This is a genomic window from Nonomuraea sp. NPDC051941 (genome assembly GCF_044593615.1).
In genome coordinates, this window is record NZ_JBIUCF010000025.1 from 145,275 (window position 1) to 160,116 (window position 14,842).

17 protein-coding genes are annotated in these 14,842 nt (G+C 68.4%); 7 read left to right on the forward strand and 10 right to left on the reverse strand.

Going from position 1 to position 14,842, the window contains the following annotated elements:
* Positions 1–24 precede the first annotated feature (24 nt).
* From ACIHFD_RS36325 to ACIHFD_RS36340, 4 genes are all read right to left on the reverse strand, one after another.
* A complete protein-coding gene (locus ACIHFD_RS36325) occupies positions 25–657 on the reverse strand; it encodes a TetR/AcrR family transcriptional regulator (RefSeq protein ID WP_397370826.1) in 633 nt (210 codons plus the stop codon).
* Complete coding sequence (locus tag ACIHFD_RS36330; RefSeq protein WP_397370827.1) at positions 654–1,478, reverse strand: class I SAM-dependent methyltransferase; 825 nt, start codon at positions 1,476–1,478, stop codon at positions 654–656. Before ACIHFD_RS36330 ends, ACIHFD_RS36325 begins: the two co-directional genes overlap by 4 nt.
* 840 nt (positions 1,479–2,318) lie before the next feature.
* Positions 2,319–2,741 carry a serine hydrolase gene (locus ACIHFD_RS36335; protein ID WP_397370877.1) on the reverse strand — a complete coding sequence of 141 codons (423 nt, stop codon included), beginning with the start codon at positions 2,739–2,741 and terminating at the stop codon, positions 2,319–2,321.
* A gap of 159 nt (positions 2,742–2,900) precedes the next feature.
* A complete protein-coding gene (locus ACIHFD_RS36340; protein ID WP_397370828.1) occupies positions 2,901–3,170 on the reverse strand; it encodes an SDR family NAD(P)-dependent oxidoreductase in 270 nt (89 codons plus the stop codon).
* A gap of 149 nt (positions 3,171–3,319) precedes the next feature.
* Here ACIHFD_RS36340 and ACIHFD_RS36345 point away from each other — a divergent pair, with 149 nt between their 5' ends.
* The gene (locus ACIHFD_RS36345) at positions 3,320–4,015 is read left to right on the forward strand and encodes a TetR/AcrR family transcriptional regulator (protein WP_397370829.1); all 696 of its coding nucleotides are present in this window, start codon (positions 3,320–3,322) and stop codon (positions 4,013–4,015) included.
* A gap of 105 nt (positions 4,016–4,120) precedes the next feature.
* Here ACIHFD_RS36345 and ACIHFD_RS36350 read toward each other — a convergent pair whose 3' ends face one another.
* The 3 genes from ACIHFD_RS36350 to ACIHFD_RS36360 all read right to left on the reverse strand — a co-directional run bounded on the left by ACIHFD_RS36350 (position 4,121) and on the right by ACIHFD_RS36360 (position 6,217).
* Complete coding sequence (locus ACIHFD_RS36350) at positions 4,121–4,492, reverse strand: DoxX family protein (protein WP_397370830.1); 372 nt, start codon at positions 4,490–4,492, stop codon at positions 4,121–4,123.
* A gap of 78 nt (positions 4,493–4,570) precedes the next feature.
* Positions 4,571–5,251, reverse strand: a complete 681-nt coding sequence (locus ACIHFD_RS36355; RefSeq protein WP_397370831.1) for an SDR family NAD(P)-dependent oxidoreductase — start codon at positions 5,249–5,251, stop codon at positions 4,571–4,573.
* Positions 5,252–5,278: 27 nt separating this feature from the next.
* Positions 5,279–6,217, reverse strand: a complete 939-nt coding sequence (locus tag ACIHFD_RS36360) for an NADP-dependent oxidoreductase (RefSeq protein WP_397370832.1) — start codon at positions 6,215–6,217, stop codon at positions 5,279–5,281.
* A 99-nt stretch (positions 6,218–6,316) separates the two neighbouring features.
* Between ACIHFD_RS36360 and ACIHFD_RS36365 the strand changes: the two genes are divergently transcribed.
* Entirely contained in the window at positions 6,317–7,039 is a 723-nt protein-coding gene (locus ACIHFD_RS36365) for a TetR/AcrR family transcriptional regulator (RefSeq protein WP_397370834.1), read from the forward strand.
* A gap of 872 nt (positions 7,040–7,911) precedes the next feature.
* On the opposite strand, the gene ACIHFD_RS36370 is transcribed toward ACIHFD_RS36365, so the two are convergent.
* Together ACIHFD_RS36370 and ACIHFD_RS36375 are read right to left on the reverse strand one after the other, a co-directional pair.
* A complete protein-coding gene (locus ACIHFD_RS36370; protein ID WP_397370835.1) occupies positions 7,912–8,904 on the reverse strand; it encodes an aldo/keto reductase in 993 nt (330 codons plus the stop codon).
* Positions 8,905–9,155: 251 nt separating this feature from the next.
* A complete protein-coding gene (locus ACIHFD_RS36375) occupies positions 9,156–9,950 on the reverse strand; it encodes a transcriptional regulator (protein ID WP_397370836.1) in 795 nt (264 codons plus the stop codon).
* A gap of 52 nt (positions 9,951–10,002) precedes the next feature.
* Here ACIHFD_RS36375 and ACIHFD_RS36380 point away from each other — a divergent pair, with 52 nt between their 5' ends.
* The gene (locus ACIHFD_RS36380; protein ID WP_397370878.1) at positions 10,003–10,323 is read left to right on the forward strand and encodes an NUDIX domain-containing protein; all 321 of its coding nucleotides are present in this window, start codon (positions 10,003–10,005) and stop codon (positions 10,321–10,323) included.
* 308 nt (positions 10,324–10,631) lie between these two features.
* On the opposite strand, the gene ACIHFD_RS36385 is transcribed toward ACIHFD_RS36380, so the two are convergent.
* The gene (locus ACIHFD_RS36385) at positions 10,632–11,063 is read right to left on the reverse strand and encodes an integrase core domain-containing protein (RefSeq protein ID WP_397370837.1); all 432 of its coding nucleotides are present in this window, start codon (positions 11,061–11,063) and stop codon (positions 10,632–10,634) included.
* Positions 11,064–11,087: 24 nt separating this feature from the next.
* On the opposite strand from ACIHFD_RS36385, the gene ACIHFD_RS36390 reads away from it, so the two are divergent.
* The 4 genes from ACIHFD_RS36390 (at position 11,088) to ACIHFD_RS36405 (ending at position 14,620) form a co-directional block, all read left to right on the forward strand.
* Positions 11,088–11,285, forward strand: coding sequence for a hypothetical protein (locus tag ACIHFD_RS36390; protein WP_397370838.1), 198 nt, complete (start codon positions 11,088–11,090; stop codon positions 11,283–11,285).
* Positions 11,286–11,368: 83 nt separating this feature from the next.
* Positions 11,369–12,448 (forward strand): tyrosine-type recombinase/integrase, encoded by a 1,080-nt coding sequence (locus tag ACIHFD_RS36395; protein ID WP_397370839.1) that lies wholly within the window; start codon positions 11,369–11,371, stop codon positions 12,446–12,448.
* Positions 12,420–14,324, forward strand: coding sequence for a tyrosine-type recombinase/integrase (locus tag ACIHFD_RS36400; protein WP_397370840.1), 1,905 nt, complete (start codon positions 12,420–12,422; stop codon positions 14,322–14,324). The genes ACIHFD_RS36395 and ACIHFD_RS36400 overlap by 29 nt, the downstream gene beginning before the upstream one ends.
* On the forward strand, positions 14,321–14,620 hold the full coding sequence (locus tag ACIHFD_RS36405) for a hypothetical protein (protein ID WP_397370841.1): 300 nt from the start codon (positions 14,321–14,323) through the stop codon (positions 14,618–14,620). The genes ACIHFD_RS36400 and ACIHFD_RS36405 overlap by 4 nt, the downstream gene beginning before the upstream one ends.
* Positions 14,621–14,842 lie beyond the last annotated feature (222 nt).

The window sequence follows — 14,842 nt, forward strand, 5'->3', positions numbered from 1 at the left end:
CCGACACCTTATGCCTGCGTTTGATCACTCCGGTCGTACGGCCAAGCCGTGCAGGCAGGTGGAGACCAGGTGGTCGACGAAGCCGGGCGGGACCTCGATCCCGCTCGCCGGGACGCCGCTGAACAGGTGCGGTAGGACGAGCTCGTGGCAGGCCCCGACGATCATCGTGGCGGCAGCTTCGGGGTGACCCGCAGCGGACACGCGGCCGATGGCCTGCTCGCCGCGCAGGTAATCGGCCAGCTTCGCGCGCAGACCCCGCCCCTCGGCCACCGGATTCTCCAGGGCGGCGAAGCGCATGAGAACCTCGGGCCGCGCCAACATGCCGGCGAAGGCGGGCATGATCGCCAGATGCAACGCCACCCCGTAGGCGACGTAGACACGGAGATTGCCCGCCAGATCGCCCGATCCAGGCTCCGGGAGTGCGGGCAGGTCGCGCTCTACCGAGCGGACGTGCGAGTGCATGGCCAAGGCGAGAAGTTCTTCCTTGTCCGCAAAGTGGTTGTAGAGCACGCCGTCGGCCACCTGGGCCTCGCGGGCGATCGCCCGGACGGTCAGCCCGGCGGCGCCGTGCCGGGCCAACAGGCGCGCGGCGGCGGCCACCAGGTGGTCCGGCAGGCTCTCACCCTCGCTCAGGGCGGCCGCCCTGGGCGGGCTCATGGCCGGGTCGCCGTGATGAGGTTGGCGGTGCCGCGCAGGCGAACGGCATCGGGCCGCTCGAAGGGGCGCAGCGCTGAGACGAGCGCGGCGTGCGCCCGCGGCGCGGCCGCGGGGTCGCCGCGTTCCAGGAGAAAGCGAACAGGACCCCAGGCCATCAGGAAGTCGGCCGCGTCCTCGGCATCACTGCCCCACACCTGCGTCGCCTCGACGGGTGTGGCCTCGACCTCGGCGAAGCCGGCCGCGGTGAACACCTCGCCGATGTGCACGGGATCGGACAGCGACGTCGGCCCTACGCCGTCCTGGTCGGGTTCGGGCGCCGGCAGGTGGGCGGCGAGCGCTCCCAGCACCGCGCCCAGGTCGCTGTCCCTTATGGACCGCAGGCTGAGCATGGCCACCCGGCCACCACTACGCAACCCGCGGGCGATGTTGGCGAAGGCGGCGACCGGATCGGCGAAGAACATGATCCCGAAGCGGCTCACGGCCAGGTCGTAAGAGCCTGCTGGAAAGGGGTGGACCTGGGCATCCCCCTGCTGGAAGTCGACGGCGGCGATCCCCTCCGCCTCCGCGGCGGCGCGGGCGACGTGCAACATGGGCGCTGACAGATCGATCCCGGTGACGTGACCGGCGCGACGCGCGGCCAGCCGGGTGACCTGGCCGTTGCCGCAGCCAACGTCGAGCACCCGGTCGCCGTCCCTGACGTGATGCAGCAGGTAATCGTTGAATCCACTGTTCACGGCGTCGTAGCGGGTGTAGTGGTCGGCCCAGTGGTTGCCCTCGTAGCCGTTCCAGGCTTCCGCTTGATGGGTGTTGACGATGGTCATCGGCAGCCTCTTCATTGTGAACGAGTGTTCATGAATACATGTTCACGATGATGGCAAGAGTCGGCGACTGTCAAGCCCTTCACGATCCATGGACGCTGGGCCGCGAACCGCTCCCCAAGGGTGACGTTGGTCAAGTGGGGCACGAACGGCTGGAGCCCGAGCATGTCGATCTCGTTTGATGACCGCTCCCCGGACCCGGTGTGGAGGCGTCGTGACGACACCCCTGGCGAATGCCAGGCAGGAGGAGATATGGAACGGCGATGAAAGGCAAGCGCTAGGCCACCCACCACCGACGCCTCGACCGCATGGCCGCACCCGCCAACGAGCACCTGTTCGCTACCGCTGACATCGGCCAGGCCGACCACGTTCTCGATATAGGCTGCGGCACGGGACACGCCACCCAGATGGCCGCGCGACTGCTTACGCCGAGTTCATCAGGCTCGTGGACCCCGAAGGTCACCTGATGTCATCGTCACGGCGGCGCCCTGCCGCTCCCGCACTACGCGGCACGGTCCGGTCAGAGCGACGAGCGAGTCGTTGTCGGGCACGGCGCAGTACTCGGACAGTAGGGAAGCAGAATTGACGACCCGATCCATCACCGTGCACTGCCTTGGGCTGCGCGGATCCAGGTGATAACCGACGGCATGCATGGGACAGCAGAACCACAGGCCTCTTGACACCCACCACACACTCGGCCGCCTCAACCCGACCCGCCCACCGCGGCACAACGCCTGCTCGAATTGGTGACCGTGCCCCTAGGAAGCGGGAAATTCCTGCGCCGTCGCGGAATCCGCTGCGCGAAGACGGCGGCTGCAGCGCCGCATCAAGAGAGCGGCCGCGTCAATCCTCGCCCACCACGGCCAGGTCGTCGCCCAGCGCGGCGGCGATATCCGCAGCGCGGGAATGATCATCCAGCCGTCGCGTCACATAGGCGCACCCGTGGTGGTGCTTACGCGACCACCAGGCGGCCGAGCCACCGATCCCACCCTTGGCGATCTTGCCGCGGTCCCGGACGAACCCGAGTGTCCAGGTGATCCTGGTGCCGAAGACCTCATCGAAGTCTGTGACCTGGGGCGCGAGGAGCTCGGCGTGCAACTCCGGCCCGACCAGCGCGCGCACAGGGCCGTCCTCGCCGGTCAGCTCGGAAAAGAAGCGCGCCATGGCGGTGGCAGTCGTGTGCAGGTTGACCGCGCCGAATACCGTCTGCCGCCAGGCCCTGGAGTTCGCCCGCTCGACATCCAAACTCCCGTCCGGAATCTGCAGCCACGCCGCCGCGTGAGTGGCGGCCCGACCAGTGGTTCTATTCCAAGGAGACGCAGTTCTCCACGGTGACTGCGCTGCTACGGATCTTCGACAGCCTGCCTAGCCGAGGAGGCTGCCGCCGGTGGCGTCGACGAACGTTCAGCGGCAAGACCGCTCTCGTCACCGGCGCACCGGGGAGTACTCCAGGATGTCGATTCCGCCGAACTTCGCGGCGGCCTCCTTGAGCGCGTGAGTGAGCCCGGCGCGGTCGAGCACGTTCGCGGGAAACGCGGCGGCGGTGATGCCGTCGGCGGCGAGCTTGCCGACGATACCGTCGAGCTTCTCCCCGTTACGCGAGATCAGGGCGACGTCGAAGCCCTGGGTGCCGAAGGTGCGGGCGATGGCCAGGCCCAGCTGGGGGCCGGCTCCTACGATGGCGATGCTGGTCACAGCGATCCTTTCGCATGAACGTGATGGCGAAGCGGCACGTCAAAGCGGAGAGGCTTATCCGTTCAAGATCTGGATAGACCTCTCCAATTCGCCGCCCACCACAGTACCACCAAAATGGATAGGGCAATCCGATTGCTACACTGGCCGACATGAACCCTGGCGCTCAGCACCCCAACGGCACCGCCCAGCCCCTGCGCAGCGACGCCGAGCGCAACCGGGCGCGGATCATCGCCGCCGGGCGCACGGTGTTGGGACGCGACGGCCTGAACGCCTCCATGGCCTCCGTGGCTCGCGAGGCAGGCGTGGGGATCGCCACCATCCTGCGCCACTTCCCCACGAAGGAGGAGCTGGTCGCCGCGGTCTTCGCCGACCGCATGGACGCCTACGCCGACGCGGTCGCCGTGGCTCTCGACGACCCCGATCCCTGGCAGGGTTTCACCGGCTACATCGAGGCCGCCTGTGCGATGCAGGCCGCCGACTACGGTTTCGCCGACGTGCTCACCATGACCTTCCCCACCGCCAAGGCTCTGGAGGAGCGCCGCAACGAGGCGTACGAGGGCATGGTGGAGCTCATCGGCCGCGCCAAGGCCACCGGCCGTCTGCGTGCGGACTTCGACCCCTCGGATCTGGTGCTGATGCACATGGCCAACGCCGGCGTCGTGAACGCCACCGGCGATGCCGCTCCCGACGCGTGGCGACGCGTCGTCGCCCTGTTCATCCAGTCCTTCGAGGCCCCGGCCCGGGGCCCCCTGCCGGCCTCCCCCGAGCACGACGCTCTTTACAAGGCCATGCTCCGCGCCAGCCCGGCGGGCATCACCGCACCCGCACCGGACAAGAGCGGCTGACCTCAGCCCACGACCCACCGCGCCCCGGCATGCCGGGGAAAGGGCTTGGCCGCTGGAGCCGGGTGCCCAGATCGATGGTCCTCATTCGTCGGGCGGCGTCGGGGGTCAGAAGCTGAAGGGGCCGAAGCGGCCCCAGGCCACCAGGGCGGCCAGGACCAGCAGGACCGCGTTGAAGGCGATCGCGGCGGGTTCCTTGCGGCGGGCGTGGGTGAGTGCGGCCAGGATCATCACCACGGCCAGGCCAGTGGCGGCCAGCGGGGTGAGGACGGGGGCTATGCCGGTGGCCGCGGGCAGGATCAGGCCGAGCGCGCCGGCGAGTTCGGCGATGCCGATGAAGCGGACGGTGCCGGCGGAGAAGTCCTCCACCCAGGGCAGCTTGGCTTGGAGCTTGTCCTTGGGCTGGGTGGACTTCATGAGCCCGGCCATGCCGAACATGACGGCCAGTACGGCCTGCACGATCCACAAGACGATGTGCATGAGACTTCCTTGGGAAGACGGGGGTGGGCGAGAGGGGACGGGTCCTCCGGCTTGGCAGTGCTTGCCGCGAGCGGCCTGTCAGCCGTTGAAGACGACCTCGGGCTGGTCGCGGCGCTCGTGCAGGTCCCAGTACAGCGGGGCGATCTGCTCGGGCGTGGCCGTAGGGAAGCCCTCGGGGCCGCCCTCACCGATCCAGGTGTTGATCGCCACGTGCGCGGCGTGCAAGCCGCTGCCGGCCAGCTCGTTGTGCAGGTTGAGCACCCAGTTGCGCAGAGCCGCGGCGGCGGCGTTGACGTTGCCGAGCATGGGGATCGGGTGCACCGAGCCGCCACCGGTGGTGAACAGCAGCGTGCCCGCCCCGGCCGCGCGCATCGCGGGCAGCACCGCGCCGGCGGCGGCCACGGCGCCGTAGAGGTTGTACTCGATCTGCGGCTGCAGGTTGTCCACCGTCACCTCGGAAGGCACGGCCATCGTGAGGCCGGGGACCGGCGAGTGCGGCGCCGGAGAGTACTCCAGCACGTCGATGCCGCCGAACCGCTCGGCTGCCGCGTCGAGGGCGGCCGACAGGGAGGGGCGGTCCAGCACGTCGGCGGGGAACGCGGCGGCGGTGATGCCCTCCTGACCGAGCCGGCCGATCAGGGCTTCCAGCTTCTCTTTGGTACGGGAGATCAGGGCGACGTCGAAGCCGCGGCTGCCGAAGGTGCGGGCGATGGCCAGGCCCATGCCGGGGCCGGCGCCGACGATGGCGATGGTGGGCATGATCAGATCTCTTTCGTAGGCGGGGGTTCAGGAGCAGGTGACGGCGAGCTTGCCGAGCGCACCGGCGCCGAAGGCGGCGAACGCCTCCGGGGCCTGCTCCAGCGGGAAGGTGGCGGTGACCGGGACCCGCAGCGCGCCCGAGGCGACCTGGGCGGCCAGGGCGGTCAGGGTCTGGGGATTGGTGTCGGCCATGATCGTGTGGACGGTGACGCCGGAAGTCTCGACGGCGTCGGCAGTCAGGCCGAGGGTGGAGGCGAGGCGGCCGCCCGGCCGCAGCAGGCTCGCGAGCCCGGCGCCGTCGCCCGCCAGGTGCAGTACGGCGTCCACACCTGCCGGGGCAAGCGCGCGGACCTGTGCCGGCAGGTCGCCGGTGTAGTCGACGAGGTCGAGTTTGGCGTCGGTGAGGCCGGTGACGAAGTCGGCCTCGGCGCCGGGGCGGGCGGTGGCGATGACGCGGGCGCCGCGGGCGGCGGCGAGCTGTACGGCCAGCGCGCCCACTCCGCCGGTGGCGCCGGAGATCAGCACGGTCTCGCCGTCGGCCGGGGCGACGGCGTTGAGGCTGTCCAGCGCCGCGGTGCCGGCCAGTCCCAGCGCGCCCGCCTCCCGAACGCCCAGGCCCTCCGGGATGGGGGCCACGCCGTAGCCGGCGGACACGGTGACGTACTCGGCCAGCGAGCCCGTGCCCAGGAACGGCTTCATCACCACCCCGAAAACCGGCTGGCCGACCTCGAAACCGTCCACACCCTCGCCCAGAGCCTCGACGGCGCCCGCGAAGTCCTTCCCGATCACCAGCGGGAAGCGGTGATCCATCACCCCTTGCAGGTAGCCGGCCACGGTGGCGGCATCGAAGCCGTTGATCGAGGAGACGGTCACCTTCACCAGCAGCTCACCGGCCTCAGGACGGGGAGCGTCGACCTCGGTCACGGCGGGAGTCGCGGGGACGGAGTCCAGAGTCACAGCACGCATGTTGTACACCTCTCGAAAAGTGGAACGGGGTGCCCAGTTCCATGGCGACAGCCTAGCAATGAAACTGGGCAGCCCGTTCCAGTTGGCTAGGATGGGACCATGACCTCCACCGCAGACCCCAACTCGACCCTGGACCGGCAGCCCGAACCGGGGCTGCGCGCCGACGCCGAACGCAACCGCGAGCGCATCCTGGCCGCCGCCCGCCGCCTGTACGCCAGCCACGGGATCGGCGTCTCCATGGCCTGCATCGCCCGCGAAGCCGGCGTCGGCAAGGCCACCCTGTCGCGCCGCTTCGCCACCCCCGAAGAACTCATCAACGCCGTCTTCGCCGACCGCATGGACGCCTACGCCGCCGCCGTCGCCCACGCCCTCGCCGACCCCGACCCCTGGCGCGGCTTCACCGGCTACATCCACACGGTGTGCGCCATGCAGGCCGCCGACCGCGGCTTCGCCGACGTGCTGGCCATGACCTTCCCCACCGCCAAAGCCCTGGAAGCCCGCCGCGCCGAGGCCTACAACGGGTTCCTCGAACTCATCGCCCGCGCCCAGGCCACCGGCCACCTGCGCGCCGACTTCACCTCAGAAGACCTCGTCATCCTGCTGATGGCCAACGCCGGTGTCGTCGCCGCCACCCAAGACGCCGCCCCCGGCGCCTGGCGCCGCCTGGTCGGCCAGATGCTGCGCGCCTACGCCGCCCCCGGCGCCGACCTGCCGCCGCTGGAGCAGGCGCCTGCACCCACCGCGCTGTACCGCGCCATGGTCCGCCTCACCCGCCCCGCCTCCAGCACCAGCGGAGTCATGGAGCAACCAGACGGCCGGTGACGTCGCCGGGCGATCATGGCGAGTGTCTCGTCCACCTGACTCCGCCGCGTGCCGGTCATGCCTTGACTCTGCCTCGCCATCAGCGCTCTGCGGGGCGCCGTAGCACGCGAGACACATCGGGTGGATCGCCGGCCTGCGGTTTCACTGCAGGCTCAGTGCTGGCGTCACAGCGGAGCAAGGTGCTCGGTGGCGGCAGCCCGGTTGCGGTTCCAAGTCGCTGGCGAGCTCCGCGATGGCCAACATCCAGGGCCCCGAACCACCCGTCATATCACCCCACCTGAATCATCACTGATCGGTGCGCGAGAGTGGGAAAGACCAGGTCCTCAAGCAGGCCGGTATCGGCCGGATCCAACCCGGCGGCCGCCCAGACACGCCTGTCCTCGAGGGCGCCTGCTGGCGAGCCAGCAGGTCTGCCGGGCTTCATGGTTTCAGCAGGTGGTGATGGCGGACGGTACGTCCTTGCGGACGGCGTCGGTTTCAGCCGCTTGTCACGCTGTTCCTCCGCTTTACGCCCAGGCTTGTTCGCGCTCCGATCCGACGCATCAGTCCTGCCCCGTATCCGCGGCAGGACTCTCCCATCTCTCGATCACTCAGCGTTAGTCCGCCTCGCGAGAGAAGGGCCTACCGTGGGTGCGGTTACCTCTTGCCGTGCTTGAGCGGGACGAGTTTCGTCCCGCGTCGAGGTCTTACTCACGGATCACCTCGGCCCGGCCTCTGGCATCCTGGCTTCGCTCGAGGAGCATGGAGTCGCTGCCGGACGCAGTCGCGACTCGTTGAGGCGCCCCACCAGATCCGGAACTTGGACATTACGGATGTCTCGATCAGCCTCGTTGGTCGTAACCGGCAGTCCAGAGTCTCCATCAAAGTCGTCTTCAGTACTCGGCGTCGAGTTTCGCCTGCTGGTCCGCCGTCAACTCCAGGCCCACCGCGGCCAGGCTCTCCTCCAACTGCTCGACTGAGGAAGCGCCGACCAACGGGATCATCGGAATCTCACCGCCGATAAGCCAGGCGAGCACCACCTGGTTGACGGTCGCGCCTGTCTCCTGTGCCACTTCCCGCAGTGCCGCCAGCCGCCGAGTCGTGCCGGGGTGGTCGAACGCGGCATCGAGCGGCTTGTCCTCACGTACGTAACCGCCGCCCAGCAGGGGCGAGTAGGCGACCAGCGTGAGCCCGGGCTCGGCCCTCAGATAGCTGAGCAGGTTCCCGTCGACCACGCCGAAGTTTCCGTCCTTGGACCGCAGCGTCGGCAGATCGGTGCGCGGACGCAGATAGGAGTGGTGATACTGCATGACCTCATAGCCGGGCAGACCTGCCGCGGCCGCCAGGTTCCGGGCCCGCTCGAGCCGCCAGGCCCAGTGGTTGCTCGCCCCGAGAAGACCCACAGCGCCTCCCTGAACCAGATCCGCGAAAGCCTCAACGGTCTCCTCCAGCGGCACCGCAGAACCTTCGAGGTACGCGTGCGCGTACAGCAGGTCCAGCTTGTCCACGCCGAGCCGTTCCCTGCTTCGCTCCGAAGATTCCCGGATCACCTGGGCGGACAAGCCTTCAAGGTCGTGGCTGAGGCCGGTCGCCGGAGCGTTGGGCCGCCCTCCGAGCTTGGTGGCGATGACGATCTCATCGGTGACGTTGCGGCTGCGCCGCCAGCGGCCGAGCAGCGATTCGCTCTCGCCTCCCTGAGTGCCGTTGACCCAGTAGGCGTAATTGTTGGCGGTGTCGATGAAATTGCCGCCGGCCTCGACGAAGCGGTCAAGAATGGCGAACGACGTCGCCTCGTCGATGGCGGTGCCGAACAACATCGCCCCCAGGCTCAGCACGCTGACATCACGGCGAGTCTTCGGATCGCTGCCAATCGTGCGGTACTTCATGCGACATCCCCTCCTGCTGCCCATCCGCATCGGGCCTCGGGCGGAATTATTCGTCCTAGAGCCGACTCGAGGTCAACCGGAGGCCAGATGGTCAATCCGGCGTGCCGACGTTGCGACAGAACAACTCAACGACTTCAGTGGTTAATGGCCTCGTGAACTGCCCCACCAGCCCCCTGTCCGTGTGCCGGGGAATTTGGTCCACTGCACACCTCCAGTCATTGGTTCGCCCAGCTCAGGAAGGGGTTAGTCGCTCAACCCGTCGGGGTGCCGAGGTCCACGATCTCGCCGGTCGTGCTCACCACGCGGACAGTACTCGTCCGCGCGTATGCGGCCAGGGCCAACGACAGCCTCGGCTCACCGCTGGACGCGGCGAGGTTCGTGCGCGCGCAGTCGAGGAAGGTGTCGTCGACGCGGGCCCGGCCCTCCAGCATCATCAGGTTGTCCGGCCCGTACCGTTCTTCCAGTGCTTGCGCGGCGTACGGGTCGGGCTTTTCCACAAGCTCGACCATCAGGGCGCCGCCGGCGTCGCGCACGGTGGCGATCACGCCGCGCTCCTGGGCCGGCTTGGGCTGGTACGGACGTGCAAGGACGGCCACGCCGGGTGCGGACTGCCGCAGTGTGGCCAGCGGGTTGGACGCCGGGTACAGGTTGTCGCCGAACGCCAGCCACAGCTCGCCGGAGTTCGACGTCTCAGGGCCGGCGAGGCGATCGGCGCCGTTGAGAACGGAGGTGAGGTCGCCGTAACTGCCGCATTGCCTGACCCAGTCGACAGTCATCTCATGAGGCAGAGGGTCATCGCTCAAAGCGAGGCCGGCCGCCCCCACGTAGCGCTGATGCCCGTCGAGACTCAGGACCTCGCGGGCCCAGGCGACGAACGCCTCGTAGTAGGGGTGGTAGACGATGACGACATGAGCAGGGCCGAGGTCGGCAATCTCCTTCAGAAGATGCACGATGCCGGGTCGACCGCCCACCGACTGCCACTCCTTCGGCAGGTAGCGATCCCACCGGTGCACCCGTGTGCCCAGCCCTCCGGCCGCCACCACCACCTGGCTGATCTCGGTAGGCGACGCGACCTCGTGGGATAGCGTGCCCCGGGTGATGAAAGTGAGAGTCACCGGCGTCGTCGTCGAAGACGATCGGATCTTGCTCCTCGACCAGGACACCGACACCGGCCGCTCGTGGTCGCTGCCCGGCGGGAAGGTGGAGGAGGGTGAGCGCCTCGCCGACGCGCTCGCTCGGGAGATGCGGGAGGAGACCGGCGTCGAGGGTGCCGACACCACGCCGATCCGCGGCGTCCAGTTCGTGCCGCTGGCCGACCTGTCGACGATCGGCTTCTCCTCGCGCTTCGTCGAGCTGGCGCGGGCCGGATGGCCCGGCGCAGGGTCCTACATGGGCGCCAAGTCCAACCTCGGCTTGTGACCGTGTGAACGCGGTGACCAAACGGCCGTCCAGCACGCTCAAGGGCAGGCTGCGCTCGGCCAGGCCGCTCATCCATTCGCTCAGCAGCCCGGCCACCAGGTCGACCGGCATCGGCAGGCGGGCACCGCGGTGGGCTGCGAACGCTGCGGCGCCGATCCAGGTCACCCAACATGCAGGATGTTTCTCGAAACCGGGACTGACCGTCCACCGGCCGCTGACGGGGTCGCGGTGGAGGCGGCCTCCTCGCTCGTGCGGCATCTCGCAGCACAGCCGGTAGGCTGCGGGTGCCGATTAATCATCCGGCCAGGTCAGGCGGCACGTCGGTACTCCTTCAGCACGCCACCGAGTCGATCATGTCGGCGGATGTCGAGCGGTGCGGTTCGAGCTGGCCCGGTGTCGGGATCGGGAAGTGATCGAAGCGGAGCTGCCTGCCAAAGAGCACGGTGCGGCCGGTGTTCGTTGTAGGAGGTCTCGAACTCGCGCAGCGCGTGGAGGAGGTGACGCTCGTTCCAGATCAAGGTCAGGACCTGCAGCTCGAGTCGGCAGATCTGGATCCAGCGCTCCACGATGGAGTTCATTCGCGGTATCCGGACACCGCTTGTGACGACGCGTACTCCGGCATCGGCCAGTACCGCGTCGAATTCACCGCCGAGCGGCCGGGCACCAAGCTGGTCGGCGATATCACCTACGTCCGCACGTGGGAGGGCTTCCTTTAGCTGGCCACGGTCATCGACTGCCACAGCAAGGCGGTCCTGGGCTGGGCGATGGCCGATCATTACCGCACCAGCCTGGTCAAGGACGCGATCCGGATGGCAGCCGGCACCGGCCTGCTCCAGCCTGGCGCCGTCTTCCGCATCGACCGCGGCTCGAACTGCATCAGCGACGAGTTCGGCCGTTTCCTGGCCGGCCTGCAGATCCGCCGCTCCGTCGGCCGCACCGGGTTCTCCCTCTTAACCGGCTAACACTTATGTTTCCCCTGGTCAGCGACACGCCGTGATCTGCTACCTGCTGGCCGGATGGGGTCATCGCGGGTACATCTGTTCTCATGATCGAACAAGGACTCCGGCTGGAAGCGCGTGAGGGTAGCTGGATGCTGGCCGGGCCGCGCGCCGGGCAGTTCGTCCTGGTCGATGAGTATCTGGCGTATCTGGCAGACCGGAACTACTCGCCCAAGACCGTCCGCGCCTACGGCTATGACCTGCTGGCGTTCTGCCGCTGGCTGGCAACCGAGGACGTGTCGCTGGGCGAGGTGACGACCGAGACACTGCTGAAGTTCTTGCACGCCTGTCGCGAGGCCAGGGTTCCCGGGCGTCGCGGCGGCCCGAACGTGGTCACCTTGTCGGGCCGTCGGATGGATCAGTACGCCGCCACGACGATCAACCGGCGGCTGGCGGCCATCTCGGGGCTGTTCACGTTCGTCACGATGCGCGAACCGGAGTCCATCAACCCGGTCCCGAAAGGACGCGAGGCGCGCTGGCGAGTGGCCGGCGAGCGGTCCGGGATGCTCGCGCACACGATCCGCCGCCCGAAGAATCGCTCCTCGCTACGACTGCGCGAGCCCCGGCGCCTGCCCAAAGCACTGTCCCAGACCCAGGCGGCCGAGTTGCTGGCCAGCTTCCACACCTGGCGCGACCGAGCGATCGCGGGCCTGATGCTGTATTGCGGGCTGCGCTCGGCCGAGGTGCTCGGCTTGAACGTCGCCGACGCCGACATCGGTGGCCGCTGGGCGAGCGTGATCGGCAAGGGTGATCGGCAGCGGCGCGTCCCGTTGGACGCCGACGTCGCCTCGGTCATCCAGGTATATCTGCTGGCCGAGCGTCCCGAGTCGACCGAGCAGCGGCTGTTCCTGGTGGCCAAGGGCCCCCACCGGGGACGACCGCTCACGGCAGCCGGGCTGCGCACGATCTTCCGCTATCACCGAGCCGTCAGCGGGATCACCGCAGGTCATCCCCACGCGCTGCGGCACACCTTCGGCACCGCACTGGCCGAAGCCGGAGTCGACCTGGCGGTGATGCAGGCGTTGCTCGGTCACGCGCACGTCGACACCACCGCCCGCTATATCCATCTGGCACCCGCCCACGTGAAAGCCGAGTTCGATGCCGCACGCAGCCGCATCCGCGACTAGCAATAGCCTGCACGCCGATTACCTGGACTATCTGCAGCGGACCGGGCGAGGCAACCGTCCCTATCAGCAGGCCGCGCGAGTGTTCTTCGAGCGTTGGCCCGACCCCGGGTGCTGGGCCGCTGAACCGCTAGAGATCCGCTTGTCGGCTGATGCGCACACTCGGCCGATCATCACCTTCCTCATGCTGCACCGCGGACTTCGACCCGGCTACGACTACCTGCTGGAACGCAAACTGTCCCCGTTCTGGCGAGAGATAAAGGACTCGCCCATCGCTGCGGGAGTGCAGCGCTTCATGACCGCCGCCGAGGACCTCGGCTTCTCCTTGCGCGTGCGTCTGGCCACCGGCTCTCAGGTGCCGGCCCGGCTACTCATCCAGGCTGGACACATCCTTGAGCAGCTCACCCTGGCCGACCTGGAAGAGTTCGCCGCCGCCTGCGTCGCCCGCAGCACCCGCACCGGCAAGGACCACCGCCACTACCTGTCCGCGCTCAGCAACGCCCAGCGGGTCCTGTTCCACCTGGGCACTATCGACACGCTGCCGAGGATGGGCGGGCCGGTCCCCTTCGAGCAGCGGCTGGCCGAGGTGGCAGAACCGATCCGCACCACGATGATCGCCTACCTGGAACGCAAGCGCGCCACCTGTCAGCCCAAGACCGTCTCCGCGATCGCCACCCGGCTCAAACACTTCGGTCTCTTCCTCACCCACATCGATCCCGGACTCACCTCGATTGCCAAGCTGGACCGCCAGCGTCACATCGAGCCCTACCTCACCGCCCTGGTTGACGCCGTCAACCCCAAGAACGGCGAAGTCATCACCGTCGCCGACCGCTCGCGCAGGGTGATCGCGCTAACCGGCTTCCTCACCGACATCACCGAGTGGGGCTGGGCCGAGGCGCCCGCCCGCAAGCTGGTGTTCCGTGATGACAACCCCAAGCTCCCGCAGGTGCTGCCCCGCTACCTGCCGGTCGATGCCGATCGCCGCCTGACCGAAGAGCTCCGCGACCGTCCCGGCAACCAGCTGGCCGCCTGCGCCCTAAGGTTGCAACGCGCCTGCGGGCTACGCATCGGGGAACTCCTGGACTTGGAACTCGACTGCGTCCATGAGGTTCCCGGCCACGGCAGCTGGCTAAAGATCGGCCTCGGGAAGCTGGACACCGAACGCATGGTCCCCCTCGATGAAGAGATCCTCGACCTGATCGACCGCACCATCGAGCTCCGAACGCACGGCAGACCCATGCCGCATCCCCGCTACCGGCGTCCGGCGCAGTTCCTGTTCACCCACCACGGCCGCCGCCTCGGCCAAGGCGCTGTCCGCGCCGAACTCGACCGCGCCGCTCAGCAAGCCGGACTCGGTCACATCACCTCCCACCAGCTCCGCCACACCTACGCCACGGCCCTGGTGAACGCCGGGGTCTCGTTGCAGGCGCTGACGGCGTTGCTCGGACACGCCTCCGCCGAGATGAGTCTGCGCTATGGACGACTGTTCGACACCACCGTCCGCTCCGAATACGAACGCGCCCTCGACCTGGCCAAACAACAAGCCCGCACCCCGGCCCCCGGCCGTGTCCACCTACCCCTGGCCGACATCACCGGCGGCAAGGACTGGAAGGACACCCCACTGATCAAATCCAGAATGGCCGGCGGCTTCTGCCTACGCGCACCCGCCCAAGGCGCCTGCACCTACGCCAACATCTGCGAACACTGCCCCAGCTTCCACACCGAACCCAGCTCGCTGCCCATCCTCGCTGCCCAGCGTGTCGACGCAGACGCGCTCGCCCAAGACGCCGAGAATCGAGGCTGGATCGCCGAAGCCGAACGACACCGCCGACTCATCACCCGACTCGACCACCTGATCAGCGAGGCCCACGCCGGATGACCAGCAGCGACACCCTCCACCGCGTCGAGAAGGCATGCACCCAGCTCCACCGCGACGGCCAACCCGTCACCTTCATCGCCGTCGCCCACCTCACCGGGCTAGGCCGCACCACCCTCTACCGCAGTGCCACCCTCCGCGCCGTCATCGAGGAAAACCGCCGCCGCGCCGCCACCAACGGCACCCTCACCGGCCTCCTCGAGGAAATACGAAACCTCCACACCGCCCTAGAAGCCGTCGCTGCACGCGTCCGGCACCACGAAGAGCAACTCCGCCGACTTACTACTCGGGTGAGCTGAAAGCGTTAACCGGCCAACACCCAGAACCGGCGTCATTAGCCGGATAATGCTACGACAAGGCGGCGGCCGAGTCGTTCTCTGGAAGTACTCGACGAGTCCCTTTCATCGCAAACAGCCGCATCGGCTACGCCCATAAGGCGGCTGTCCGGAATCACCGTGGCCCCTCGAAGGGACAGCGACGTGCAAGCCAGATGACAGTGCCGCTTGACAGGCTCCGACCAA

What these genes read in the sequence shown, in the direction of transcription:
- ACIHFD_RS36380 (WP_397370878.1), top strand. Translation starts at nt 10,003, where the DNA reads ATGAAAGTGAGAGTCACCGGCGTCGTCGTCGAAGACGATCGGATCTTG.
- ACIHFD_RS36390 (WP_397370838.1), top strand. Translation starts at nt 11,088, where the DNA reads ATGGCCGATCATTACCGCACCAGCCTGGTCAAGGACGCGATCCGGATG.
- ACIHFD_RS36345 (WP_397370829.1), top strand. Translation starts at nt 3,320, where the DNA reads ATGAACCCTGGCGCTCAGCACCCCAACGGCACCGCCCAGCCCCTGCGC.
- ACIHFD_RS36365 (WP_397370834.1), top strand. Translation starts at nt 6,317, where the DNA reads ATGACCTCCACCGCAGACCCCAACTCGACCCTGGACCGGCAGCCCGAA.
- ACIHFD_RS36360 (WP_397370832.1), bottom strand. Translation starts at nt 6,217, where the DNA reads ATGCGTGCTGTGACTCTGGACTCCGTCCCCGCGACTCCCGCCGTGACC.
- ACIHFD_RS36355 (WP_397370831.1), bottom strand. Translation starts at nt 5,251, where the DNA reads ATGCCCACCATCGCCATCGTCGGCGCCGGCCCCGGCATGGGCCTGGCC.
- ACIHFD_RS36370 (WP_397370835.1), bottom strand. Translation starts at nt 8,904, where the DNA reads ATGAAGTACCGCACGATTGGCAGCGATCCGAAGACTCGCCGTGATGTC.
- ACIHFD_RS36395 (WP_397370839.1), top strand. Translation starts at nt 11,369, where the DNA reads ATGATCGAACAAGGACTCCGGCTGGAAGCGCGTGAGGGTAGCTGGATG.
- ACIHFD_RS36350 (WP_397370830.1), bottom strand. Translation starts at nt 4,492, where the DNA reads ATGCACATCGTCTTGTGGATCGTGCAGGCCGTACTGGCCGTCATGTTC.
- ACIHFD_RS36405 (WP_397370841.1), top strand. Translation starts at nt 14,321, where the DNA reads ATGACCAGCAGCGACACCCTCCACCGCGTCGAGAAGGCATGCACCCAG.
- ACIHFD_RS36400 (WP_397370840.1), top strand. Translation starts at nt 12,420, where the DNA reads ATGCCGCACGCAGCCGCATCCGCGACTAGCAATAGCCTGCACGCCGAT.
- ACIHFD_RS36325 (WP_397370826.1), bottom strand. Translation starts at nt 657, where the DNA reads ATGAGCCCGCCCAGGGCGGCCGCCCTGAGCGAGGGTGAGAGCCTGCCG.
- ACIHFD_RS36330 (WP_397370827.1), bottom strand. Translation starts at nt 1,478, where the DNA reads ATGACCATCGTCAACACCCATCAAGCGGAAGCCTGGAACGGCTACGAG.